We start from the raw sequence: 25,696 nt of genomic DNA on the forward strand, positions 1-25,696 counted from the left end.
AATAAATCAGTCCTTATTACACATGTTCCTCGATGATTTGATGACCTGCTGCCTTCTCAAGACGGTTCATGACAGCGGCTCCGATCCCACATTCAGGAAACATTTCACTAAAAATGATATCGACCTCCAGCTCATCAAACTGTCGTAAAGTATCATATAAGCCTGTGGCAACTGTATGTAAATCCGCTAACGAACCTGGGACAACCACATAATCCGCTTGATAGTACTGTTGATGCTCTAAAGCCGTTATGATGCCTACCTTTAACCCGTCACTTCTTTTTTCATCCACAAGTTTCTGAAGGAAATCCTGATTACCCTTGACTAAGTATAGAGGGGCCTTCGGAGCATAGTGGGTATATTTCATGCCCGGAGCTTTTGGCGCCGTTTCCTGATTCTTCAAAGCGACATCTTGCCTGACTTCTCCAATAACAGCTTCCAGCTGTTCCAGAGTCACCCCGCCAGGCCTTAAAATAACAGGGACTTCAACTGTACAATCAAGCACTGTTGATTCTACACCCACACCCGTAGTCCCGCCATCGACTATACCTGCAATCCGGCCCATCAAGTCATCTTCAACATGTTTAGCTGAAGTGGGACTTGGTTTTCCTGAAGTATTTGCACTTGGAGCTGCAATGGGCAAATCACTCGCACGAATTAGCCCGAGTGCAACCTGATGATCCGGCATCCTGACAGCCACCGTCTCCAATCCAGCTGTCACAAGATTCGATAGCTGGCCCGGTTTTCGTTTCATGATCAAAGTCAAAGGACCCGGCCAAAACTCAGCCATCAGCTTCCGTGCTTGATCAGGAATCTCCTCTACAATACCTGACAACTGATCAGCTGAGGCTATATGAACGATTAATGGATTATCACTCGGACGCCCCTTTGCTTCAAACACTTTTTTGACTGCCTCGTCACTTTTGGCATTCGCTCCAAGTCCATAAACGGTCTCTGTAGGAAAAGCAACCACTTGATTATCCTTTAATAATTCAGCTGATTGTGTAATCTGGGGATAACTTTGTAAATTATCCACATCTTTATCCACTGACCAAACTTTCGTTTTCATCTTAAACACCATCGCCTTTTAACATTTCTTATTTTATATAATCGCTTTTATATGAACGGTATTATCAACTTATCGTCCTAATTTCACTTGAAAGATACTTTGAAAGTATAAAAGAAGTATACACATAATTCAAGTGTTATCCACAAAATGTGGATAACCATACCGAAACCGTGGATAAGTTTGTGGATATTAATGATTAATGACAGACTTTTTTGATTTTTTGTTAATAACCCTGTGGATATGTTTTCAAAATTATCTGATCATAAAAAAAGAGGGCCCCCCTCTTTTTAAAAAAGATCATTTAGGATTTCTGCAAATAAGGACTTCACTTCCACCTCTGGCTCCTTTTCCCCTTCATATAATTGTTGACCTTGTTCAGTGGATGCCGCAAGTTTAACCTTGTTTTCACCTACATTCCCATCAATCACTTCCTCCGTTACTTCATCCATACCTTTTTCTTCTGTCACTTCTCCTTTTACTTCTGGCTCTATAACCTCTTCTTTTACCTCTTCTTGCGGTATTTCCACACTTTCCTCAATTGCTTCTTCTTCAACTACTGCCTCTGGCCCTTTTACCTTTTCATCCGGTACTTCTTCTTCAACCGCTTCCTCTGGAACAGGTTCTTTCTCCTCATTCGTTGCAGCATAAGCCTTCCCTTCCGAAGTTACAGATTCTTCATCTTCATCCTCGACAATTGGACTTTGACTTACAGCCGTTCCATTTGAAAAATCCAAGAAACATAGTGGAGGAAATAACACACACCACCAATTAGCCCCTTCCCCTTCACCAAGTGTGATGATCACAGCTTCATAATCCCCTGCCGGATATAAATACTGCCCGTAAAGTTTTGTCGGAAATTCGGCTTGTCCAAAATCCACTTTTACTGACTGTTCCAAACCATGTTCCTTTATAACTGCCTCAGCCGTGGCTTGAATATCTGGTAGATGCGAGGTGATCACATCCCTCGCTTCATCCAATGAAGTAAGCTCCTCGACCCATTTTGTGATATCTTCATTTACCTGATCCCTAATCAGCCGTTTAACCGCTTGATCCTTTTCTGTATCACTATTAGCAAGTATCCTCAGACGAATCGCCTCATCCGGAATTACCATCGTTTCTTCTGCACCGACCATCTCCGCTTTAGGCATATATATACTTACAATCGTTCCTATTGTTAAGATTAATAGATAAATAATGGCTAAATGTTTAGTTTTCATCGCCTTCGCCCCCTCACATGAATTAGTCTCACCATTTTCCAGCTATCTTAAACTAGTAAAAATAAAAAAATTGATGCTGGAAATATAGATTCCAAATCGATAATGAGGGATGTCCATATAAAAAAATCCGCCTCACATAGGGAGACGAATCATTTTAATTCAGCAAAGACCATTCGATCTTTTTCATTAATGTCATTTACAACGGATACTTCTGCGGCAGGAAAAGTCCGCTTCAATAAATCGGCAACTGCCTGGCCCTGCCCAGTGCCCACTTCAAAACCGATCAGTCCAGGCACCTCCATGATCAGAGGTAACTGTTCCATAAAGCGGCGGTAAAAGTCCAGACCATCGATACCCGCAAATAATGCACGATGGGGTTCATGACCCGTTACGACTACAGACATGGATTTTTGATCATCATTTGGTATATATGGCGGATTAGATAAAAGGATGTCCACTTTCTGGTTTATGTTAATCAACGGCTGAAGTAAATCACCTTGCACGAACTGCACTTCGGCACCAAGTGATTCGGCATTTTTCTTCGCCACCTCAAGTGAAGGATCTGCTATGTCCGTGGCCGTCACCGACAAGTTTGATTTTTCAAGCTTCATCGTAATGGCGATTGCACCGCTGCCTGTCCCAATATCCGCTAAACGGAGCTTCTGTCCCTCCATAAAAACGGCCGGAAGCTTACGTAATGTATAATAAATCAATTCTTCTGTTTCAGGTCTCGGTATCAGCACTTCTTCATTCACAAAGAAGGTCCGTCCATAAAATTCTTCACTGCCTATTATATATTGGATGGGCGTTCCATCAGCATGAAGCTCAACTGCTGCCTTAAATTGTCCAAAATCCGCTTCACTGAGCTCATCATGAAGGTTGGCCAGTAACTGGGAGCGCGTTAGTTTTAAAAAATGCTGTAACAGGATCTCCCCTGCATTGGCGTCACGATCATTTTCCTTTAAAAAAGAAGAAGCCCATTTAAGGGCTTCAAACACTTTCAAGGCAGAATTATTCATCTGCATTTTCCAGCCTGGAAGATTGGTCTTCCATGATTAAAGCATCCACGACATCATCCAGTTTACCTTCCATGATTTGATCCAGCTTTTGAATCGTTAAACCAATACGGTGGTCGGTAACGCGGTTTTGCGGGAAGTTATACGTGCGAATCCTTTCGGATCGATCGCCCGTTCCAACAGCAAGCTTTCTATTTTGGTCATATTCAGCCTGCACTTCGCGATGAATTTTATCATACACCCTGGCACGCAAAACCTTCATTGCTTTTTCTTTGTTCTTGATTTGTGATTTTTCATCTTGACAAGATACAACCGTATTCGTCGGAATATGTGTCAATCGCACCGCTGACATGGTCGTGTTGACACTTTGCCCTCCAGGACCGCTTGACGCAAAGGTATCGACACGAACATCCTTATCATGGATTTCGACTTCCACTTCCTCAGCTTCCGGTAAAACGGCAACCGTGGCTGTAGAAGTATGAATCCGTCCACCTGATTCAGTTTCAGGTACTCGCTGAACGCGATGGGCTCCATTTTCGAATTTCAATTTTGAATAAGCGCCATTTCCATTAATCATGAATATGATTTCCTTGTAGCCTCCAAGCCCTGTAGGACTTGCTTCAATGACTTCAGTCCGCCAACCCTGAACCTCAGCAAAACGGCTATACATTCGGTATAGGCTACCTGCAAATAAGGCCGCCTCGTCTCCGCCTGCCGCTCCGCGGATCTCCATGATTACGTTCTTATCATCGTTAGGGTCTTTAGGAATGAGCAATATTTTCAGTTTATCCTCAAGGCCTTGTATGGTCTCTTCAAGTTCATTGATCTCTTCTTTAACCATTTCGCGCATATCCGCATCAAGTTTGTCCTCCAGCATCGCCTTGGCTTCCTGGAGTTGCTCACGAACCGCTTTATATTCTTTATAAGCCGATGCCGTCTCTTGAATACTGGATTGCTCCTTGGAATATTCCCTTAGCTTCTTAGAGTCATTAATGATCTCCGGGTCACTTAATAGTTCATTCAATCTTTCATATCTATCTTCTACTGCTTGCAATCGATCAAACAAATTATTCACCTCATAAATTTTCCAAAACATCTCCATGAAACGTATTGGAAGTAATCCATCTTTTCTAACTATAAATAAGTAGTTCAGTGCCCCAGCTTAGTTCACTTCTAGGTTAATTATAGTATAGGTGAATAATCAACGTCAAAGAGGATTCAAAATTGTGGTTATTTCTTTAATTCAACATCTATATTATATTGGGGCACAACCTTGGTTATCATGCCTTGAATTCGCTGCTTTTCCTTATTTCTTTCTTTTTCCGTCTTGATTTCGCCGTTATCATGGACCGTAACATGTATGGTATTGCCATTAAACCAAACGGAGCCTGCCTCATAATTAGTTTCCGATTTAATGATCCCTCTGATTTCATCAATTTCCTGCCCCATGGATGGAGAATTATTGGATGTATGATGCGGTGTGTTGAGGACTTGATCCGATGGACGTTCCGCTTCATTATCCCAATCATTATTGGACACACGACTTAAACCATTGCCAACAAAATCCTGGCCATCCCGGGATTGATCACCATATTCCGAATCATTATTTATTGCATTGTCATTCTGACCGCATGCCGTTAGTGCAGCAAGAAGAAAGGCCGTCATAAAAAACAGTTTTGATTTCATATTTTTTCCCTCCATTTTGACTAGTTAAGAAGAACATTTCCTTGTTAGCCTTCCCAAAATGGGGCAGTATTTATCTTTTATTTCCCTTCCATGTATTGGTCTTACCACCTGAATACCTTCAGCAGTTTTTTCACGTAGATCTTACCGCCTTTAGAATAAACACACTTTCAGCTATGATTTAACCATTTCTTCAAAAAAAAAGTACCCTAAGATCTCATCGGATCCTAGGGCACCATCATTCAAATATGTTCTTTAATCCCAACAGCTTGCTTACCTGGAACTTCGTGATGATGGCGGCAGCGGGGCTCGTATGATTCCGATGCACCCACAAGGATGATCGGCTCATCATAGGAGGCCGGCGCCCCATCTATCAACCGCTGTGTCCTGCTCGCAGGAGATCCGCACACTTCACACACAGCCTGTAGCTTAGTCACTGATTCTGCCAGCGATAATAGAACGGGCATAGGACCGAATGGTTCACCTCTGAAATCTTGATCGAGTCCAGCCATAATCACTCGATAACCGCTGTCCGCAAGATGCTGGGCAACCCCGATAATTTCATGATCAAAAAATTGAACTTCATCTATTGCAATGATATCCAAGGGCTTGTCCAAACACTTAAAAATATCCGTTGAATGGGCAATCGGTTTTGCCATCACAGAAGAGCCATTGTGTGATACGACAGCCTCTTCCGCATAGCGATTATCTATAGCTGGTTTAAATACAGCTATTTGCTCTTTAGCAAATTGAGCACGGCTGACTCGTTTAATCAATTCCTCAGACTTACCTGAAAACATGCTTCCGCAAATAAGCTCGATCCAGCCTGTTTGTTTCATTACATACATGGAAACAGCTACTCCCTTCCACCTGTCGATCCCTTGGCCATAATTGAAGTGGACCCGGCTTTATATAAATTCTTACTTGTTTACAGAAAAGAAAAAACAGGCAAGAAAAATACTTGCCTGTTTTTAAAAAGTCCGGCTTATTTAATACCGTATTTTTTGTTGAAACGATCAACACGTCCGCCAGCTTCAGCGAATTTTTGACGACCAGTATAGAATGGATGGCACTCTGAACAAGTCTCAACTTTGATCTCTTCTTTAACTGAACCAGTTTCAAAAGTGTTTCCGCAAGAGCAAGATACTTTTGAAAGTTTATAATTTGGATGAATTCCAGTTTTCATTCTTTTCAGCTCCTTCTGCCCTGAATCATTCGAAACAGAGTTATATACTTCAAGGTGAGGGAAAAACACTCTCACATTTATTGTAAAAACACATGAACTCATTATAGCAACTTAAGACTAGTTGTGCAACAGTTTGTTTCTTTCACTGTTTAAGAACGTTTTACGCTCGCTGGTCCCTTTTTCATTTCTGTCATTTCTTCATCCAACTTACTGAAAAATTCTTCATTGCCTTTTGTCTGTTTTAGACGGCGAAGGAATTTCTCTGAGAAATCAGGTGAATCCGACATCGTTTTCCTAATGGCCCATAGTTTATCCAGGCGATCTTTCGGAATTAACAATTCTTCTTTACGAGTGCCTGAGCGACGAATGTCGATTGCAGGGAAGATACGTCTTTCGGCAAGTGCACGATCTAAATGCAGTTCCATATTACCCGTACCTTTAAACTCTTCATAAATGACATCGTCCATTCTTGAACCCGTATCTACCAATGCTGTAGCAAGGATCGTCAGGCTGCCGCCTTCCTCGATATTCCTTGCCGCACCGAAGAAGCGTTTTGGACGATGGAATGCAGCAGGGTCAATCCCTCCGGATAATGTACGCCCGCTCGGCGGAATGACAAGGTTGTAAGCACGGGCAAGTCGAGTGATGCTGTCCATTAAAATGATTACATCCCGCTTATGCTCCACAAGTCGCATAGCCCGTTCTAACACTAGCTCAGCTACCTTAATGTGGTTCTCCGGCACTTCATCGAACGTTGAACTTACCACGTCTCCAGCAACGGAACGTTCAATGTCCGTCACTTCTTCCGGGCGTTCATCGATCAACAGCACAATCAATTCGGATTCAGGATGGTTCGTGGTTATCGCATTGGCAATTTCTTTGATGAGCATCGTTTTACCAGCTTTTGGCGGTGCGACAATCAACCCACGCTGTCCAAAACCGACCGGTGCCAGGACATCCATAATTCTAGTTGATATGTTCTTCGGTGTCGTTTCCAGTTTGATTTGCCTGTTTGGATACAACGGTGTTAAACCTGGAAAATGAACACGCTCTTTAGCTGATTCCGGATTATCGCCATTGACGGCTTCAACATGCAGCAATCCATAATAGCGCTCATTTTCTTTTGGAGGCCTTACCTTACCGGACACTTTATCTCCATTTCGCAAATCGAATCTGCGGATCTGTGAAGCGGAAATATAAATATCCTCCGAGCTTGGAGAATAATTAATTGGACGCAGGAATCCAAAGCCTTCAGAAGGGATGATCTCTAAAACGCCCTCCATGAATAGGAGACCATCCTGCTCAGCTTGTGCTTTCAGGATAGCGAAAATAAGTTCCTTTTTTGAAAGTTTGCTGTAATAGGAAACTTTATATTCACGCGCGTGCTCATAGAGATCCTTTAGTTTCATGTTTTCTAAATTAGAAATAGTTAAATTCATTATGACACCACACTTTTATTAATTAAACGTTTTCACCCATACTGAAAAAGAAATGGTTTGTTAGATGGAAGAAAAACCGCAATCCATGTACCCGACCAGAGTTTTCTTAGAAAGGATGATACATTTTTACATGTAAAGAAGAAAATTATTTGAAGGCTTCTTGAAGTTTGGAGTGAAAGGGCAGATTTTATATATCTAAATCAATTAATAGTAGACCAAGCTTTATTTTACTTTTTTTATTTTAATTATTCAACTTAAATTTTTTAAAAGAGAAAGCGAGCGATGAAACCGCTCGCTTTTTATCGGTGATACTTTCTAAAAAACGTTCTCAGTCAATCAAACCATTCGGTTTAATTTTAAGACTGTGGCGTCCATCAATGAAACGAACGGTACCAGATTTAGCACGCATGACTACGGATTGTGTTTCGCCGTAATGCCCTTTAAATTGTACACCGCGTAAAAGTTCTCCATCAGTCACACCTGTCGCAGCAAAAATCGCGTCATCTCCGCGAACAAGGTCTTCCATTCTCAGGACTCTTCCTACATCAAGGCCCATTTTTAAACAGCGTTCAACTTCTTCATCACTTTGAGGAAGAAGCTTACCTTGAATTTCCCCTCCGAGGCATTTTAAGGCAACAGCTGCAATAACTCCCTCTGGAGCTCCGCCAGATCCGAATAAGATGTCAACACCGGTAAGATCGAAAGCCGTATTGATGGCACCGGCTACATCTCCATCGTTGATCAACTTGATACGTGCCCCAGCCTCACGAAGTTCGTGAATGATTTTCGAATGGCGGTCGCGGTTCAATACTGTTGCGACTACGTCTTGGATATCTTTATTTTTTGCCTTGGCTACCGCTTTCAGGTTGTCCAACACAGAAGCATTGATATCAATCTGACCAACAGCCTCGGGACCGACAGCTATTTTATCCATATACATATCCGGGGCATGAAGCAAGTTCCCCTTATCGGCTATCGCCAATACAGCCAATGCATTCCAGCCGCCAGATGCAACGATGTTCGTTCCCTCCAAAGGATCAACTGCAACATCCACTAGTGGCCCAAGACCAGTACCAAGCTTCTCACCAATATAAAGCATTGGCGCTTCATCCATTTCCCCTTCACCGATTACAACCGTCCCTTGCATGGGAATAGTATTGAAAACATCCCGCATTGCAGTTGTTGCTGCATCATCTGCTTCGTCTTTCTTTCCTCTTCCCATCCAACGAGCAGAATTTAGTGCCGCCGCCTCTGTTACGCGAACAAGCTCCATCGATAAACTTCTTTCCATTTCCGGTTCCCCCTCATGTACACTAGCATGATTTATTTATATTAGTATAACACATTATATCATATATAGTAACACAATGAGGTAACAAGAAAAGGGATCAGCTTTTAAGCTGCTCCACCTCTTCTTGCGTCATTTCTTCACGCCAAATCGTTGCTCCCAAACCTGAAAGTTTCTCAACCAGATGGCTATATCCGCGATCTATATGTTCAAGCCCGGTCACTTCTGTAATCCCTTCAGCCATTAAACCGGCAATTACCAGAGCTGCTCCGGCACGTAAATCGCTTGCCTTCACTTTTGCCCCATGAAGTTGGACAGGACCATCAATGATGCCCGCTCTGCCCTCGACTTTGATCTTCGCATTCATGCGTCGCAGTTCATCAATATGCTTGAATCGTGCCCCGTATATCGTATCGGTCACCATGCTAGAACCGCTGGCTTTTGTTAAAAGAGAAGTGAAAGGCTGTTGAAGATCTGTTGGAAATCCAGGGTAAACCAACGTCTTGATATCAACGGATTTATATTTTTCTCCCGGTGAAACAAATATCTGATCATCACCGGCTTCAATATTAATCCCCATTTCCCTCATTTTGGCAGTCAATGACTCCAAATGCTGGGGAATGACATTGTCGATCAAGATTCCTTCACCGACAGCAGCGGCTAAAATCATGAAAGTACCGGCTTCAATCCGATCCGGTATGATTGTATGTTTGCACCCATGCAAACTTTCCACACCATCAATACGGATGATATCCGTTCCTGCCCCCTTGATTTTCGCTCCCATATTGGTCAACAAAGTGGCAACATCGATGATTTCCGGTTCTTTCGCAGCATTTTCAATCACAGTGCGGCCTTTGGCCAAAACGGCGGCAAGCATAATATTGATCGTTGCCCCTACACTAACGACATCCAAATAAATGCGTGCTCCCCGTAGCTCGTCCGCCCTAAGGTAAATGGCTCCTTGTTCATTCGTCACTTGTGCGCCTAGTGCTTCGAACCCCTTAATATGTTGATCTATTGGGCGAGGTCCTAAATGGCAGCCTCCAGGCAAACCTATCACTGCCTTTTTGAATTTACCAAGCATTGCCCCCATTAAATAATAAGAGGCTCGTAACTTCTTAACTCTTCCATTTGGAAGAGGCATTGAAATCATCCTGCTGGGATTCACTGTCATTTCCCCATCATCAAAGGATACCTCACCGCCAATTTCCTCCATTAACTCTTTCAGCATCTGAACATCCGAGATATCAGGCAGGCCTTCAATCGTTACGGGAGAGTCCGCTAAAATTGTTGCAGGGATAAGGGCGACCGCACTATTTTTTGCTCCGCTGACACGAATGCTTCCCTTTAAAGGATAGCCACCGGCAATTTTAAGTTTTTCCATAATAAACTCCCTTCCACGCTAAGCACTTAGATGCTACTTTCAAAAAAAGTAATATTTTACCACAGGAGAATTTCATAATCCGACAACATTCACTATCTAGTTCTTTAGTTTACACAAAAGTAGAAAATTCATGTAAAAAAAAGATAAAAATTTCTAATTTATGTTAATTTTATTTAAACGGTGCAATCTATAGTGACTTAGCGGCAAGGCATTATGCTTCAGTACGTGAATTCCAATCCTTCAAGAAAGCTTCAATCCCTTTGTCCGTTAATGGGTGGTGGAATAATTGAATTAAAACTTTATAAGGGATCGTTGCAATATGTGCCCCTTTAAGAGCCGCTTCTGTAATATGCATCGGATGGCGGATAGAAGCTGCAATGATTTCAGCATTGATATCATGGATCGCGAATATGTCAGCAATATCCGAAATTAAATCCAAACCATTTTGGCCGATGTCATCCAAGCGTCCTAAAAATGGCGATACATAAGTCGCTCCTGCCCTAGCTGCCAATAATGCTTGGTTAGCACTGAAAATAAGGGTGACATTTGTTTTGACACCTTGTTTTGTAAGAGCTGCAACAGCCTTCAAACCGTCTGGAGTCATTGGTACTTTAATCGTGATATTAGGTGCAATCGCAACAAGTTCTTTGGCTTCAGCCATCATTCCTTCAAAATCAAGCGCAATGACTTCTGCAGAAACGGATTCCTTAACAAGGCTTGTGATTTCTTTTAGCCGGTCATGGAAAGAAACTCCCTTTTCTCTTGCAACAAGGGACGGGTTAGTCGTAACTCCAGCTAAAACGCCCAGTTCGTGCGCTTGTTTGATTTCTTCCATGTTTGCTGTATCTATAAAGAATTTCATAAAATAGCCTCCGTATGTAATCGATTTTTTCTTTCCCTATATGCATCTGAATTCTAATTCTTCAAAAAATAGAGCTTGGATTCAGCCCTGCATCTAAAAGAAACCATTAGGGGAGGTGCCCCCCCCCCAATGGAAACATTACCTATGGCATCTTACATGCAAAGGGATGGAACCCTTATGCTGCAGTTGAAAAATTATGCTTTGCCGTTTGAACCAAATTCACGTATTTTGCCGATGACAGTTTCTTTAATAGCTTCACGGCCAGGAACCATGAATTTACGAGGATCGTATACTTCAGCATCGTTATTCAAAACTTCACGAACAGCTTTTGTGAACACAATTTGATTTTCCGTATTCACATTGATTTTTGATGTTCCAAGAGAAATCGCTTTTTGGATATCTTTCGTAGGAATGCCTGTACCGCCATGAAGAACAAGAGGTTTGTTCGTTAAATCCCGTACTTCTTCCATTTCTTTATAGCCTAGGTCAGGTTCACCTTTGTACGGTCCGTGAACGGATCCCAATGCTGGAGCAAAACAGTCGACATTCGTTTCTTTAACTAACTGTTCACATTCTTGAGGATCTGCATATACGACTCCATCAGCAATTACATCATCTTCTTGTCCGCCAACCGTGCCCACTTCCGCTTCAACCGAAACATTTCGTGCGTGAGCGAATTCGACAACCTTCTTGGTTGTTTCGATATTTTCTTCGATTGGATGGTGTGAAGCATCGATCATTACTGAAGTGAATCCAGCTTCGATAGCTTCTTTACATTTATCAAAACTTGAACCATGGTCAAGGTGAATGGCCACAGGAACAGTGATTTTCATGTCTTCCAACAATCCTTGAACCATCATGACAGTCGTTTTAAAACCACCCATGTGACGGGCAGCCCCTTCGGAAACACCAAGGATGACTGGAGATTTTTCTTGTTCTGCAGCAGCTAGGATAGCTTGGGTCCATTCCAGGTTATTGATATTGAATTGACCTACTGCATATTTTTCATCAAGAGCTTTATTCAGCATATCTTTCATAGAAACTAAAGGCATTTGATTTCCTCCTACTAGTGGATGTTATTATTTTTAAAGTTAATTCTTTCTAGATATTCCCTAAAACTAAAGTAGCATACGCTTATAAATCAGAATATCTCTCCTCTTTTAGCATATCAATACATCAAAAAAACAGCAACAAATACACTATGCCAAGCCTCAAATTTTATTCCAAAAAAAACACGGCCCTCTTAAAAAGATAGCCGCGGCAATTCTTTCGTCAATAATATTGAATTTTCAAGACCGTTAACTAGATTGAATAGGTAAGTATTCACGAACGGCTTTTCTAATATCATCAATATCAAACGGCTTTGCAAAGTGGGTCATTGCACCCAAATCCTTTGCTTCTTGGATCATATCAAGTTCACCATATGCGGTCATGATTATAACCCGGATGTCCGGCTCGACCACTTTCATCCTTTTCAGGATCTCAATTCCATCCATTCCCGGAATCTTCATATCCAGTAATACAAGATCAGGTGAATGGTTATTTAGCACTTCCAAGGCTTGAATGCCATTTGCAGCTTGAAATGTTTCATACCCTTCTTTATGTAAAACCTCGTTCAATAAAATACGAATCCCAAATTGATCATCAACAATCAATATTTTCCCTGGCATTTTATCACCTCTCCCCTTCCCGATTTATAAAATTAAATGTATTAGCCGAATCGGCCATATTACCCGAAAAAGGGTAGTTACATAGATTGCGTCAAATCACATGTAGTCCAACGCATTGATTTCATTCATGATTTCTATGTTCATATTCGATAATTGTAACAAAATTCCTGCTATATGGCTAAAAGGATTTTTAATTTTTTTTGTTTTTTCGACCGATTTTGTAAATTCAGCCCTTTGGATCAAAAGCCCTGAAACCTGTCAATGCAAGGGAAAGTCCTTTATAATTAAGTATATTATTTTTTAAAGGAGTCCCTACTCATGTTAAAAATTTTCTCGACACAGATAAGCGGTTTATTTAAAAAAATGATTGATAATGAAGCCTTTGAAATGGAGGATGCCGGACGCTTGCTGGCTCAGGCTGTAGTTGGGGATGGCACTGTGTTCATTCACGGTATTGGTGAAATGCAGGGCGTCACTGCCGAGGCTTTAGATGGGGCAGAACCCTTCCCTAAGGCACAAAGATATGAATCAGTAGAAACTATTTCCGGGGAAGATCGATTCCTTATATTCAGTCGCCATTCGGATGATTTCGAAGCTTTGATGCTAGCAAAACAACTAAAGGAAAAAGATATACCATTTGTTGCGGTTTCTACATCCGTTCCTTCTAAAGAAGATTCACTTTTAGAGTTGGCTGACGTACATATAGATTTACGTATCCAACGAGGATTGATTCCCGATGAAACTGGAAATCGATATGGGTACCCTACCCTCATTGCCGCTCTTTTCGCTTATTATGGGATTAAATTCACTCTTGAAGAAATCATAAAAGAATATGAAGATGAAGAATGATAAATTCATCATCTAAAAAGGGGTTCGGGAAATATAACTTCCTTCAAATGATGTTCCCGAGCCAACTGACCCATAGCAACACCTTCAACTCCTCAAGTATGATTGCTATCTAAATGTTGTAACAAAGTTGATTGGAGCGGGTGTGCGAGACTGCTGCGGGGAAAGCGCGTCTAAGGGAGACCCCGCAGGCGCAAGCCGAGGAGGCTCCATGACTGCCCATGGAAAGCGAGTGCCTGGAATGGAAATCAACGTCCAAATTGTACAAGCCATAAAAAAACTGTAGGCAAACTCGATTTCCTTCAAGTTTGCCTACAGTCTGAAACAGCCATATGGGCTGTTTTTTTGTTTATTAAAGTTTTGCGCTGCGCTTTAAAGACATACCGACAAAGTCACGGAATAGCGGCTGTGGACGGTTAGGGCGTGACGTGAATTCCGGATGGAATTGAGAAGCCACAAACCAAGGATGATCTTTCAATTCAATGATTTCAACCAGACGACCATCTGGACTTGTACCGGAAAAGACGAATCCTGCCTCTTCCATAGCCTGACGGTAGTGGTTATTGAATTCATAACGGTGACGGTGACGTTCATAAACAACCTCATCATTATAAGCTTCGAATGCTTTAGTTCCTTCGATAAGCTTACATGGATACAGACCAAGACGCAGTGTACCACCCAAATCTTCAACATCCTTTTGCTCAGGAAGAAGATCGATGATTGGATCTGGAGTATCCTCTTTGATTTCAGCTGAATGTGCTTCTGGCAATCCTAAGACGTTACGTGCATATTCAATGGATGCCAACTGCATGCCTAAACAAATTCCGAAGAACGGTGTTTTTGTCGTGCGGGCAAATTCGGTGGCTGCAATTTTCCCTTCGATTCCACGATCTCCAAAACCACCAGGAACAAGGATTCCATCTGCACCTTGAAGAAGTTCGGCAACATTTTCTTTTGTTACATCTTCAGAATTCACCCAGTCGATTTCAACATCTGCATCAAATGCGTAACCTGCATGCTTAAGTGCTTCCACTACAGAAAGATAAGCATCTTGCAATTCAACATATTTTCCGACTAGGGCGATTTTCGTTTTCTTTGATAAAGAAGTAACCTTTTTGACCAATTCTTTCCAATCTTCCATATCCGCTTCGCCACAGTCCAATTTCAAGTGATCACAAACGATTTGATCCATATTTTGTGCTTGAAGCGCAAGAGGGATGGAGTAAAGTGTATCCGCATCAAGACACTCGATAACAGAATTTTTATCAATATCGCAGAATAAAGCGATTTTATCCTTCATATCTTGTGAAATTGGGCTTTCTGTACGTGCAACGATGATATTTGGCTGAATGCCAAGACTGCGTAATTCTTTTACACTATGCTGTGTCGGTTTTGTTTTCATTTCACCAGCAGCTTTGATGTAAGGTACAAGTGTACAATGGATATACATAACATTATTGATTCCGATATCACTTTTAATTTGACGAATCGCTTCAAGGAATGGAAGTGACTCGATATCCCCAACAGTACCACCAATTTCGGTGATGACTATATCTGCATTCGTTTCATTACCTGAACGGAAAACCCGTTCTTTAATTTCATTCGTGATATGGGGAATGACTTGAACTGTTCCACCTAAATAATCGCCACGGCGTTCTTTTCTCAGGACAGTCGAATAAATTTTACCTGTAGTCACATTGCTGTGTTTACCAAGGTTGATATCAATAAAACGCTCATAGTGACCCAAATCCAAATCCGTTTCAGCACCATCATCCGTTACAAACACTTCACCATGTTGATATGGACTCATCGTACCTGGATCCAAGTTGATATAAGGGTCAAACTTCTGGATGGTAACATTCAATCCCCTATTTTTTAAAAGTCTACCTAAAGAAGCGGCCGTTATCCCTTTTCCCAAGGAAGAAACTACTCCACCTGTCACAAAAATATATTTTGTCATCTTATATCCTCCTATAGAATGTTTTCTTCCAATGCTGTTCTTCACATTTCAATCAGAACCTGCATCAAATCTTCCGCCACACAAGCGGTTAAAAGCTAAAAACCGTAAATCGGTACAAACCATTAATCACTTAAAGGTCTTTAGTGAGAGTCATGCAGGATACATGAACAAGAATAAATTTCCTTAAATGACAGTAAACAAAATATGTTCTCTATAGTTTTTACAATTCTACGAGAAATCATTTTTAAAAATAAAAAAATGATGTCATTTATTCATTCCATCATTAAAAACAAAAACGCTCCGCTTACAATAAAAGTAAGGGAGCGATATAATTTAATCATTGTGTCCTTTTTTAAGGAGCCCAAAAATGATTCTACAAATTTCGCCTCAAAAAGTCAAGGGCGATTATTTATTTCTCTTTATCTTCATCCAACTCTTCTTCGTCTTCATCTTCGTCCTCATCATCTTCCAGGACAAATGCATCATCTTCAATTATTTCTTCTTCCAGATCGTCATCATCATCCACGTCATCATCCAAAAGCACTTCGTCGATAACTGGAGTACCTAGGATATCATCATCGTCGTCATCTTCATCTTCGTCCAGATCATCGACATCTTCTTCAAAGTCAAGATCTTCGTCTTCAAGTTCATCGAAATCGTCGATAACGACAGCAGCCTTTTTAGCTTTCTTTTTCTTTTTAGGTTTAACAACATGTACAACTTCTTCTTCGATTTGGTCAACTGGGTACCATGTTTTCAATCCCCAGCGGTTGTCTCCAAGTGAAGTGAATCGGCCATCCACATTTAAATCCGTGTAGAATTGTGCGATTCTTTTTGCCACTTCCGCTTTAGATAAATGGTGCAGCGAAGCTAATTCACTTATTAATTCTTTAAATGGAATCGGTTCATTTCTTTCCACTAACAAATCATATGCCATCTCAATTAAGGACATTTCCAATAATTGCTCTTTTGAGTGTTGTTTTAAACTCAAATTCCGCACTTCCCTTCTCTATTCAAACACTGAAATCCGTGTTTTTTCACATAAAAAAATAATCTAAAACAGTATTTCGATAAAATAACGACAATTCCTGCTAGACATATACTCCATTATAAACAATCTAAATGGGTTTATGCTAGTTCTATCTGATACTTTCACAGATTTACCTTAAGGTCTCTCGTTCACAGGACTGAAAAATCATTCATTTTCTTTTTTCGATTTCTGACGATAGGCTGCCGTAAAAAAGACAACAGTCAGGATAAAAAAAGAGATGGCACCCAATTGGTGCTCATACAGCTCAAATAAAATAATGATGGCAAGAATGTAACCTATGATCAACCCAATCATTTTCAGGTTCATTTTCTCAACTCCAATAGGGCTGATTCTTCATTTTTGCCCCTTTTCCAAATAATTATAAGGTAAAATCTTCATTTTGTTAAAAAAGACGGAAATTTTTTAAAAAAAGAGGCTCCTAAACGTCGGAGCCCCCCTTCTTACACTACATATTTCTTCGATATTGACCGCCTACATCGTATAGCGCCCTGGTTATCTGGCCCAAACTGGCCACTCTCACGCAATTCATGAGTTCAGCAAAGATATTTTCCCCATTCATGGCAGCCACTTTCAGTTTTGTCAGGGCTTCATCAGTGAACTCCTTATTTCTTTCCTGAAATGCCTGAAGGTTGATGATTTGCCCTTCCTTCTCTTCTTTTGTTGCACGGGCAATCTCCATGCTGTTCACAGCTTCTTCAGAAGGAGGATTTGGGTTCAAATACGTATTGACCCCAATGATAGGCAATTCGCCCGTATGCTTTTTCATTTCATAATGCATCGATTCATCCTGGATTTTCCCGCGCTGATACTGTGTCTCCATTGCACCCAACACACCGCCTCGATCATTGATGCGATCGAACTCTTGCAGTACAGCCTCTTCAACCAGATCCGTCAATTCCTCTACGATGAAGGAACCTTGCATCGGGTTTTCATTTTTTGAGAGCCCATGCTCCTTTGTAATGATCATTTGTATGGCCATTGCCCGGCGAACGGATTCTTCTGTAGGCGTCGTGATGGCTTCATCGTACGCATTGGTATGCAGGGAGTTACAGTTGTCCTGCAGTGCCATTAAAGCCTGAAGTGTCGTTCTGATATCATTAAAATCAATTTCTTGCGCATGAAGGGAGCGCCCTGAAGTCTGTATATGATATTTCAGCTTCTGGCTACGTTCATTCGCACCATATTTATCCCGCATGACTGTAGCCCAAATCCTTCTTGCCACCCTGCCGATAACCGTATATTCCGGATCCAGTCCATTCGAGAAGAAGAACGACAGATTCGGGGCAAAGTCATCAATATTCATTCCGCGGCTTAAATAATATTCAATGTAAGTAAAGCCATTTGCTAATGTAAAAGCCAGCTGTGAAATGGGATTGGCACCCGCTTCTGCAATGTGATAGCCAGAAATGGATACAGAGTAATAGTTCCTGACTTTCCGATCGATGAAATAAGCTTGAATATCCCCCATTAACCTTAAAGCAAATTCCGTAGAGAAGATGCATGTATTCTGGCCTTGGTCTTCTTTCAGAATATCCGCTTGAACAGTTCCGCGTACTGTTTGAAGAGTATAAGCCTGCACTTCTTCAAGTTCGGCTTCCGTAAGAGAACGGCCTAACTCTTCTTCTTTCCGTTGAACCTGCTGATCGACTGCAGTATTCATATACATGGCCAAAATGATTGGTGCCGGTCCATTGATGGTCATGGATACAGAGGTCGAGGGGTGGCATAGGTCAAAGCCTGCATACAGCTTTTTCATGTCATCCAACGTACAGATACTGACTCCGCTTTCCCCTACCTTTCCATAGATATCAGGCCGGTGATCAGGATCCTCTCCATATAGAGTTACAGAATCGAAAGCCGTACTTAGCCGTTTAGCATTATCATCCTTTGACAAATAATGAAAACGCCTGTTGGTTCGGTCGGGCGATCCTTCGCCGGCAAATTGCCGCTTCGGGTCTTCCCCTTCACGCTTGAATGGAAAGACTCCCGCTGTGTAAGGAAAGAAGCCCGGAACGTTCTCACGGAATACCCATCCTAAGATCTCTCCATAATCAACATATTTAGGCAGTGATACTCTCGGAATCATTAAACCTGATAAACTTTTAGTTTTCAGCTTCGTGATGATTTCTTTATCCCTGACTTTCGTTACAAACTGTTCCCCCGCATACTTTTCCTTTAAATCCATCCATCCAGAAAGGATTTTTTTAGATTCAGGTGATAAATTCGAAGCGGTTTCCTTTTTCAATTTTTCTAAAGAAGCCACCATGTCTTCGTTGTTCTCATTTTCCTTAACTGCTTCAATTGCTCCTTCAATCTGGAAAAGCCTGCGGGCAATACGCACTTGTTCAGCCGCACGTTTATGATACGATCTGACCGTATCACTGATTTCACGTAAATAATAACGACGATCAGTTGGAATTATGACATTTTGCTTGTAAACATCCGCTTCTTTCGAAAAGGCGGTACTCCAATCCGTCCCTGATTTTTCATTAAGCTTTTCAATCAGTGCAGCGAATAAAGCATTGGTGCCTGGGTCGTTGAATTGTGAAGCGATCGTTCCATATACTGGCATTTCAGATGGATCTTGATCAAAAAGCGTACGGCTTCTTTGGTATTGTTTTTGAACTTGGTTTTTAGCATCTTCAGAGCCTTTGCGCTCATATTTGTTAATGACTATCAAGTCTGCGTAATCAATCATATCGATTTTTTCAAGTTGGGAAGGCGCACCGAATTCACTCGTCATTACATACATGGATACATCGCATATCTCGGCAATTTCTGCATCTCCCTGACCAATTCCACTCGTTTCAACGATGATTAAATCGAAGCCAGCTGCCTTCACGACTGAAATGGCATCCCTTATCGCCAAAGACAACTCACTTTTTGAATGACGCGTGGCCAAGCTTCGCATATAAACACGCTCTGAAAAAATCGCATTCATTCTAATCCTGTCACCAAGCAAGGCACCGCCTGTTTTTTGTTTGGTCGGGTCGACAGAAAGAATGGCGACTTTCTCGTCTGGAACTTCGTTAATGAACCTTCGTATCAATTCATCAGTCAATGAACTTTTTCCGGCGCCGCCCGTCCCTGTAATCCCAAGGACCGGAACCTTCTTTTCCGAAGTCTTGATCTGCTCAAAAAGACTCTCCACCGCTGCCGCCGATTCCTGTGAAGCATCGAGTCTATTTTCAGCAAAGGTAATGAATTGGGCAATGGCATTTGTCCCCCCTGCGATCAATTCATCAAAACGTTCCTGTAAAGATGGTTTGACAGTCGAGAAATCACACTCCTCCATCAATACATTTATCATGCCTTGAAGCCCATATTCCCGACCTTCATCGGGAGAAAAGATACGGGCAATCCCATAATCATGGAGTTCCTTAATTTCCCTCGGGATGATGACCCCGCCTCCGCCGGCAAAAATCCGAATGTGCTCGGCTCCCTTTTCCTTCAGTAGGTCATACATATATTTAAAATATTCCACATGCCCGCCTTGGTATGATGACATGGCTATGCCTTGAACATCTTCCTGGATGGCCGCATTCACGATCTCCTCCACCGAACGATTATGACCTAGGTGAATGACTTCTGCCCCGCTGGACTGAAGGATTCTCCTCATTATGTTGATAGATGCATCATGTCCATCAAATAAACTCGAAGCTGTAACGAATCTGATATGGTTCTTCGGTTTATACACTTTGACTGTACTCATTTGGCTCCTCCTTATTGAAACATATTTATATCAGTGCTTTTCTGAAGCGATACATTTTGAATCAATAATTGCGTCTGCAGTTCAACATACTCTTGAAGCGTATACTGTTTATGCAAAGCCCATCTTCTAAAACTCCACATCTGTCCCTGAACGAAAATGTTATGTGAAACAAGGCTTATTTGTTTTTCAGTCAAAAACAGCTCCCCATTCTCAACACATTTCGTTATCACCTTTTCGAACATGCCTACCATCCGAAGTTCCTTGTTCAGAACATAAGGTAAGGCATCTTTCGTCAAAGCTTTCACTTCCTGATACATGACCAGCACTTCGTCCTGCATATCATCCATCACTTTATAAAAATAGGCGATCGTCAGCTTCAAACTTTCAAGTGTCCCATCACTCTGTTCTATTTCTTTCTGAAGCTTTTCCTGGACTTCATCATAGATAAAGTCACAGACGAGATATAATATATCTTCCTTGGTTCGGATATACTCGTATAACGTGCCGATACTAAAGCCGGCCGCTTTGGCGATTTCCCTGGTAGTCGTACGATGAAATCCCTTTTCCTTAAAAAGGGTCACCGCTCCTTTAATCATTTGTGTACGCCTTTTTTCAACCAGCCGCTCATCCTTTACAGATGCAAGAACCTCTCTTTTTTCCATTTTCAAACTCCTTTTAGAAAGCCCATCATTTAATTACCAAAGACATCCTTCCATATAAATTGAAAAGGGAATTCCGGTAAGGGCAGTGCCTTATCGGAAAACCTCAGTTTCAATCCTATTTAGTAACCATCCGTGAGATGACCAGCTTTTGAATTTCCTGTGTACCTTCGTAAATCTGGGTTATTTTCGCATCGCGCATATACCGCTCTACTGGATAATCTTTTGTATATCCATAACCCCCGAAAACTTGGACGGCTTCTGTCGTCACTTTCATTGCTGTATCCCCGGCAAAAAGTTTGGACATGGCCGACTCTTTTCCATAAGGAAAGCCCTCTGATTCCAACCAGGCAGCCTGATAGGTTAATAGCCTGGAAGCTTCAACACCTGTTGCCATATCCGCCAATTTAAAACCGATTCCTTGCTGTGCAGAAATTGGCTTGCCGAATTGGACGCGCTCTTTTGCATAATCAACTGCGGCATCCAATGCACCTTGGGCTATGCCTACGGCCTGGGCAGCAATTCCATTCCGTCCGCCATCAAGCGTCATCATTGCAATTTTAAAGCCTTCCCCTTCTTTTCCAAGGAGATTTTCTTTAGGAACTCGGCACTCATCAAAGATGATTTCCGTGGTCGGTGATGAACGGATTCCCAGCTTCTTCTCTTTTTTACCAACACTAAAACCAGGGAAGTCCTTTTCAACGATAAAGGCACTCGTTCCTTTTTGTTTGGATTTTGGATCTGTCAATGCAAACACGACATATGTATCCGCAATCCCGCCATTCGTAATGAAGATTTTTGAACCGCTGATAATATATTCATCACCTACAAGCTTTGCAGTCGTTCTCATACCGCCTGCATCTGAGCCTGAGCTGGGTTCAGTCAGGCCGTATGCACCGATTTTTTCACCCTGTGCCATCGGGCGAAGGTATTTTTGTTTTTGTTCTTCAGACCCAAATTTATATATTGGCCATCCTGCGAGCGAAGTATGGGCTGATAAAGTCACCCCAGTAGAAGCGCAAACGCGGGAAAGTTCCTCAATCGCTATGCAATACGCTAAGTAATCACTTCCAATTCCGCCGTATTCCTCAGGCCACGGAATCCCAGTCAATCCAAGTTCAGCCATTTTATCGAAGATCTCACGGTCAAACCGTTCTTCTTCATCCCTCTCGGCAGCTGTCGGAGCCACTTCATTCTGGGCAAAGTCGCGGACCATTTTTCTGATCATTTCATGTTCTTCCGTTAATTTAAATTGCATGGCTATGCCCTCCAAAAATTTATCGTAATTATAGATTCTTACTGATGACCATTCTCTGTATTTCGCTGGTACCCTCATAAATTTCAGTTACCTTTGCATCCCTGAAATAGCGTTCGACCGGATATTCCGTTGTATAACCATAGCCTCCGAAAACTTGGACTGCTTCTATCGCCACCTCGACAGCCGTCCTCGAAGCGAATAGCTTAGCCATGGCCGCCTCTTTACCGCACTTCAATCCATGCGAGCGTAAATAAGCCGCCCGATAGACCAGTAGCCTTGAAGCTTCTATGCCCGTTGCCATTTCAGCCAGTTTGAAACCAATCCCTTGCTGTTTGGCAATAGGTTTGCCGAATTGCACCCTGCTTTTTGCATATTGGACGGCATGTTCCATGGCACCCTCAGCAATTCCCAGCGCTTGGGCAGCAATCCCGATCCTTCCCACATCCAAGTTGGCCATTGCGATCTTAAAGCCTTCACCTTCTTCGCCAAGGAGATTGGCTGCAGGGACTTTCATATCCTCGAACGTTACCTGCACGGTGCTCGAGCCATGAAGGCCCATTTTACGTTCATCTTTACCGATGATTAAGCCTGGGGTTCCTTTTTCCACGATAAAAGCTGATATTCCCTTGCTTCCCATCTGCGGATCGGTTGAGGCAAAAACAATGAATACATCAGCTTCCCCGCCATTTGTGATGAATACCTTTGATCCATTTATTCGATATACTCCGTCTTCCTTTACCGCCTTTGATTTCAAACTCGCAGCATCCGAACCTGAGCTTTGCTCAGTTAAGCAAAAGGCGCCAAGAAATTTACCAGCAGCTAACTTAGGCACATATTTTTGCTTCTGCTCATCCGTTCCAAAATAAACGATTGGATTTGTGCCAACAGAAGTATGAACGGACAGTATGACACCGAGAGTGGGACTTACTTTGGAAATCTCGTTGATGGCGATGATATAAGACATAAAGTCCATACCCGTGCCACCGTATTGTTCCGGGATAGGGATTCCCATCAAACCAAGCACACCCATTTTTTGCAGTATCGTTTTTGGAAATTCGCCTCTTTCCATTGCCTCGATATGAGGGGTAATCTCATTCACCGCAAAGTCGCTTACCATCTTCCGTATCATTTCCTGTTCTTCGGTAAACTTGAAATCCATTCCTTCACTCCTTCCTAGGTGCAAATTCTTTCTATGATTAGTTATATTCGTAAAAGCCGCGTCCTGATTTCTTGCCTAGCCACCCAGCTTTTACATATTTCCTTAACAGCGGACACGGTCGATATTTATCGTCACCCAGTCCTTGGTGAAGGGTTTCCATTATGTATAAGCATGTGTCGAGCCCAATGAAGTCAGCTAGTGTAAGCGGGCCCATCGGATGGTTCATTCCCAGCTTCATTACATCATCGATCGCCTCTTTAGTAGCGACGCCCTCGTAAAGTGTATAGATGGCCTCATTGATCATCGGCATTAAAATCCTATTCGCTACGAAACCTGGAAAATCATTGACTTCCACCGGTACCTTGTTCAAGGTTTCTGCCATCTTTTCAACTTCTTTATAAACTTCATCCGATGTAGCAAGGCCACGAATGATTTCAACCAGCTTCATGACTGGAACGGGGTTCATGAAATGCATGCCAATTACCTTTTCAGGCCTTTTCGTGGCTGCGGCTATCTCGGTAATCGGAAGCGAAGAAGTGTTGGATGCAAGAATGACGTGCTGTGGTGTGATTTCATCCAACTCGGCGAATATTTTTGTTTTAATTTCCATATTTTCCACTGCAGCTTCAATTACTAAATCCACCGCTGCTGCATTTTTCAAATCCGTCGATGACGTCAAGCGGGAAAGGATTGAATCTTTCTCCTCGGATTCCATTTTCCCTTTTTCAACTTGCCGGGAAAGGTTCTTGGTGATTGTCCCTAATCCCTTTTCTACATACTCATCTTTTAAATCGTGTAAAAGAACTTCATAACCGCTCATTGCACAAACCTGGGCAATGCCAGATCCCATCTGTCCCGCACCAATGACCATCACTTTTTGAATGCTCATGAAAACCCCTCCTCAATAATCTATGAAACTATCATCCTTGTTTCGGCACTTCGATTAAAATGGCATCTCCCTGACCGCCGCCACTACAGATCGCTGCAATGCCCAAACCTCCTCCGCGACGTTTCAATTCATGCATCAGTGTAATGATGATGCGGGCACCACTTGCACCGATTGGGTGACCTAATGCTACAGCCCCTCCGTTAACATTCACTTTTCCCGGCTCGATGTTGGCAATTTTCCCACTTGCCAGTGCAACCGCTGCAAATGCTTCGTTCACTTCAAACAAATCAATTTCCTCTATCGATTTACCTGTCTTCTTCAGGAGTTCATTTATGACCAAACCTGGCGTTTTAGGGAAGTCCTTTGCTTCCACTGCAACTTCTGCATGAGCTAAAATATAGGCAAAAGGCGTTTTCCCTTCTTTTTCCGCACGTTCCTCACTCATCAATACGAGTGCACCGGCCCCATCATTGACACCCGGAGCATTACCAGCCGTAATGGTCCCCTCATTATTGAAAGCTGGACCTAATTTAGCTAACTTCCCGGCAGATGTATCTTTTCTTGGGGCTTCATCATGTTCGATGGTAATTGGTTCGCCTTTTCGCACAGGCACCTGTACGGAAATGATTTCTTCTGCAAGAATACCGCCATCGATTGCTTTTATCGCCTTTTGATGACTCTCGTAAGCCCAGCTATCTTGTTCCTCACGGGTGATTTCAAGATCCTCGGCAGTACTGTTTCCGTAAGTCCCCATATGAGCGCCTGTAAAGCTGCAGCTAAGTCCATCCGAAATCATGGTATCCTTCAGTTCGCCATCACCCATCCTTAGTCCCCACCTTGCTTTCGGAAGGATATAAGGCGCATTGCTCATCGATTCCATTCCGCCGGCAATAATGATTTCTTCTTCACCAAGGCGAATGATCTGATCAGCAAATGTGACACTGCGAAGTCCTGATGCGCATACTTTATTAATGGTTTCCGTTTTCACTTCCCAAGGCAACCCAGCATGACGTGCTGCCTGGCGGGAAGGTATTTGTCCTTGGCCCGCTTGAAGCACATTCCCCATGATGACCTCGTCTACTTCGCTGCCTTCAATCCCTGCCCGAACAAGTGCCTCTTTGATTGCAATTCCACCAAGTTGTGATGCCGTCAAACTGCTAAGACCACCGCCAAATTTACCAAAAGGTGTTCTCACACCGCTAATAATCACTGTTTTTGCCATCATTATTTCCCCCTATAAGTAACATTGATTGAACGCTCGCTCAATATGGAGTTAAAAAAATAGTGTTGTAAGCGCTTAATATCATACTATATTATACAATTTTCCCAAAAATGAAAATATTTAGTGTGT

Annotated in this window: 23 protein-coding genes; 1 reads left to right on the top strand and 22 read right to left on the bottom strand. The window is 42.3% G+C overall.

Annotated elements, in window-relative coordinates; all coding sequences use genetic code 11:
* Positions 1–16 precede the first annotated feature (16 nt).
* From ABIE66_RS26830 to ABIE66_RS26890, 13 genes are all read right to left on the bottom strand, one after another.
* Positions 17–1,066: an L-threonylcarbamoyladenylate synthase gene (locus ABIE66_RS26830; RefSeq protein ID WP_289327059.1), complete on the bottom strand. Its 1,050-nt coding sequence runs from the start codon at positions 1,064–1,066 to the stop codon at positions 17–19.
* A gap of 287 nt (positions 1,067–1,353) precedes the next feature.
* Complete coding sequence (spoIIR, locus tag ABIE66_RS26835; RefSeq protein ID WP_370016870.1) at positions 1,354–2,283, bottom strand: stage II sporulation protein R; 930 nt, start codon at positions 2,281–2,283, stop codon at positions 1,354–1,356.
* A 149-nt stretch (positions 2,284–2,432) separates the two neighbouring features.
* A complete protein-coding gene (gene prmC / locus ABIE66_RS26840; RefSeq protein ID WP_370017124.1) occupies positions 2,433–3,302 on the bottom strand; it encodes a peptide chain release factor N(5)-glutamine methyltransferase in 870 nt (289 codons plus the stop codon).
* Positions 3,295–4,365 carry a peptide chain release factor 1 gene (gene prfA, locus ABIE66_RS26845; protein WP_289327411.1) on the bottom strand — a complete coding sequence of 357 codons (1,071 nt, stop codon included), beginning with the start codon at positions 4,363–4,365 and terminating at the stop codon, positions 3,295–3,297. Before prfA ends, prmC begins: the two co-directional genes overlap by 8 nt.
* Positions 4,366–4,529: 164 nt before the next feature.
* Positions 4,530–4,985 (bottom strand): hypothetical protein, encoded by a 456-nt coding sequence (locus tag ABIE66_RS26850; RefSeq protein ID WP_289327061.1) that lies wholly within the window; start codon positions 4,983–4,985, stop codon positions 4,530–4,532.
* 239 nt (positions 4,986–5,224) lie between these two features.
* The gene (locus ABIE66_RS26855; RefSeq protein ID WP_289314299.1) at positions 5,225–5,830 is read right to left on the bottom strand and encodes a thymidine kinase; all 606 of its coding nucleotides are present in this window, start codon (positions 5,828–5,830) and stop codon (positions 5,225–5,227) included.
* A 137-nt stretch (positions 5,831–5,967) separates the two neighbouring features.
* Positions 5,968–6,168: a 50S ribosomal protein L31 gene (rpmE, locus tag ABIE66_RS26860; RefSeq protein ID WP_053348458.1), complete on the bottom strand. Its 201-nt coding sequence runs from the start codon at positions 6,166–6,168 to the stop codon at positions 5,968–5,970.
* 149 nt (positions 6,169–6,317) lie between these two features.
* A complete protein-coding gene (gene rho / locus ABIE66_RS26865; protein ID WP_289314298.1) occupies positions 6,318–7,607 on the bottom strand; it encodes a transcription termination factor Rho in 1,290 nt (429 codons plus the stop codon).
* A 328-nt stretch (positions 7,608–7,935) separates the two neighbouring features.
* Complete coding sequence (gene glpX, locus ABIE66_RS26870; RefSeq protein ID WP_289327062.1) at positions 7,936–8,898, bottom strand: class II fructose-bisphosphatase; 963 nt, start codon at positions 8,896–8,898, stop codon at positions 7,936–7,938.
* A gap of 97 nt (positions 8,899–8,995) precedes the next feature.
* Entirely contained in the window at positions 8,996–10,279 is a 1,284-nt protein-coding gene (locus tag ABIE66_RS26875) for a UDP-N-acetylglucosamine 1-carboxyvinyltransferase (RefSeq protein ID WP_125159891.1), read from the bottom strand.
* 211 nt (positions 10,280–10,490) lie between these two features.
* On the bottom strand, positions 10,491–11,141 hold the full coding sequence (fsa, locus tag ABIE66_RS26880) for a fructose-6-phosphate aldolase (RefSeq protein WP_289314296.1): 651 nt from the start codon (positions 11,139–11,141) through the stop codon (positions 10,491–10,493).
* 194 nt (positions 11,142–11,335) lie between these two features.
* Entirely contained in the window at positions 11,336–12,193 is an 858-nt protein-coding gene (locus ABIE66_RS26885) for a class II fructose-bisphosphate aldolase (protein ID WP_214744241.1), read from the bottom strand.
* Between the two features lie 246 nt (positions 12,194–12,439).
* On the bottom strand, positions 12,440–12,811 hold the full coding sequence (locus ABIE66_RS26890; RefSeq protein WP_289327064.1) for a response regulator: 372 nt from the start codon (positions 12,809–12,811) through the stop codon (positions 12,440–12,442).
* A 318-nt stretch (positions 12,812–13,129) separates the two neighbouring features.
* On the opposite strand from ABIE66_RS26890, the gene ABIE66_RS26895 reads away from it, so the two are divergent.
* The gene (locus tag ABIE66_RS26895; RefSeq protein WP_289327065.1) at positions 13,130–13,660 is read left to right on the top strand and encodes a DUF2529 domain-containing protein; all 531 of its coding nucleotides are present in this window, start codon (positions 13,130–13,132) and stop codon (positions 13,658–13,660) included.
* A gap of 349 nt (positions 13,661–14,009) precedes the next feature.
* On the opposite strand, the gene ABIE66_RS26900 is transcribed toward ABIE66_RS26895, so the two are convergent.
* From ABIE66_RS26900 to ABIE66_RS26940, 9 genes are all read right to left on the bottom strand, one after another.
* Positions 14,010–15,617, bottom strand: coding sequence for a CTP synthase (locus ABIE66_RS26900; RefSeq protein ID WP_289314294.1), 1,608 nt, complete (start codon positions 15,615–15,617; stop codon positions 14,010–14,012).
* A gap of 409 nt (positions 15,618–16,026) precedes the next feature.
* Positions 16,027–16,617 (bottom strand): DNA-directed RNA polymerase subunit delta, encoded by a 591-nt coding sequence (gene rpoE, locus ABIE66_RS26905; protein WP_370016871.1) that lies wholly within the window; start codon positions 16,615–16,617, stop codon positions 16,027–16,029.
* Between the two features lie 195 nt (positions 16,618–16,812).
* Positions 16,813–16,974 (bottom strand): hypothetical protein, encoded by a 162-nt coding sequence (locus ABIE66_RS26910; RefSeq protein WP_289327067.1) that lies wholly within the window; start codon positions 16,972–16,974, stop codon positions 16,813–16,815.
* Between the two features lie 139 nt (positions 16,975–17,113).
* Positions 17,114–20,380 (bottom strand): fused isobutyryl-CoA mutase/GTPase IcmF, encoded by a 3,267-nt coding sequence (icmF, locus tag ABIE66_RS26915; RefSeq protein ID WP_370016872.1) that lies wholly within the window; start codon positions 20,378–20,380, stop codon positions 17,114–17,116.
* A gap of 11 nt (positions 20,381–20,391) precedes the next feature.
* Complete coding sequence (locus ABIE66_RS26920; RefSeq protein WP_289327069.1) at positions 20,392–21,042, bottom strand: TetR/AcrR family transcriptional regulator; 651 nt, start codon at positions 21,040–21,042, stop codon at positions 20,392–20,394.
* 115 nt (positions 21,043–21,157) lie between these two features.
* The gene (locus ABIE66_RS26925; RefSeq protein ID WP_289327070.1) at positions 21,158–22,297 is read right to left on the bottom strand and encodes an acyl-CoA dehydrogenase; all 1,140 of its coding nucleotides are present in this window, start codon (positions 22,295–22,297) and stop codon (positions 21,158–21,160) included.
* A 28-nt stretch (positions 22,298–22,325) separates the two neighbouring features.
* Positions 22,326–23,456, bottom strand: coding sequence for an acyl-CoA dehydrogenase (locus ABIE66_RS26930; protein ID WP_289327071.1), 1,131 nt, complete (start codon positions 23,454–23,456; stop codon positions 22,326–22,328).
* A gap of 37 nt (positions 23,457–23,493) precedes the next feature.
* Complete coding sequence (locus ABIE66_RS26935; protein ID WP_370016873.1) at positions 23,494–24,345, bottom strand: 3-hydroxybutyryl-CoA dehydrogenase; 852 nt, start codon at positions 24,343–24,345, stop codon at positions 23,494–23,496.
* 31 nt (positions 24,346–24,376) lie between these two features.
* Positions 24,377–25,567 carry an acetyl-CoA C-acetyltransferase gene (locus tag ABIE66_RS26940; RefSeq protein WP_370016874.1) on the bottom strand — a complete coding sequence of 397 codons (1,191 nt, stop codon included), beginning with the start codon at positions 25,565–25,567 and terminating at the stop codon, positions 24,377–24,379.
* Between the last annotated feature and the right edge of the window lie 129 nt (positions 25,568–25,696).

The sequence above is a fragment of the Peribacillus sp. B2I2 genome (assembly GCF_041261685.1).
GTDB lineage: Bacteria > Bacillota > Bacilli > Bacillales > DSM-1321 > Peribacillus.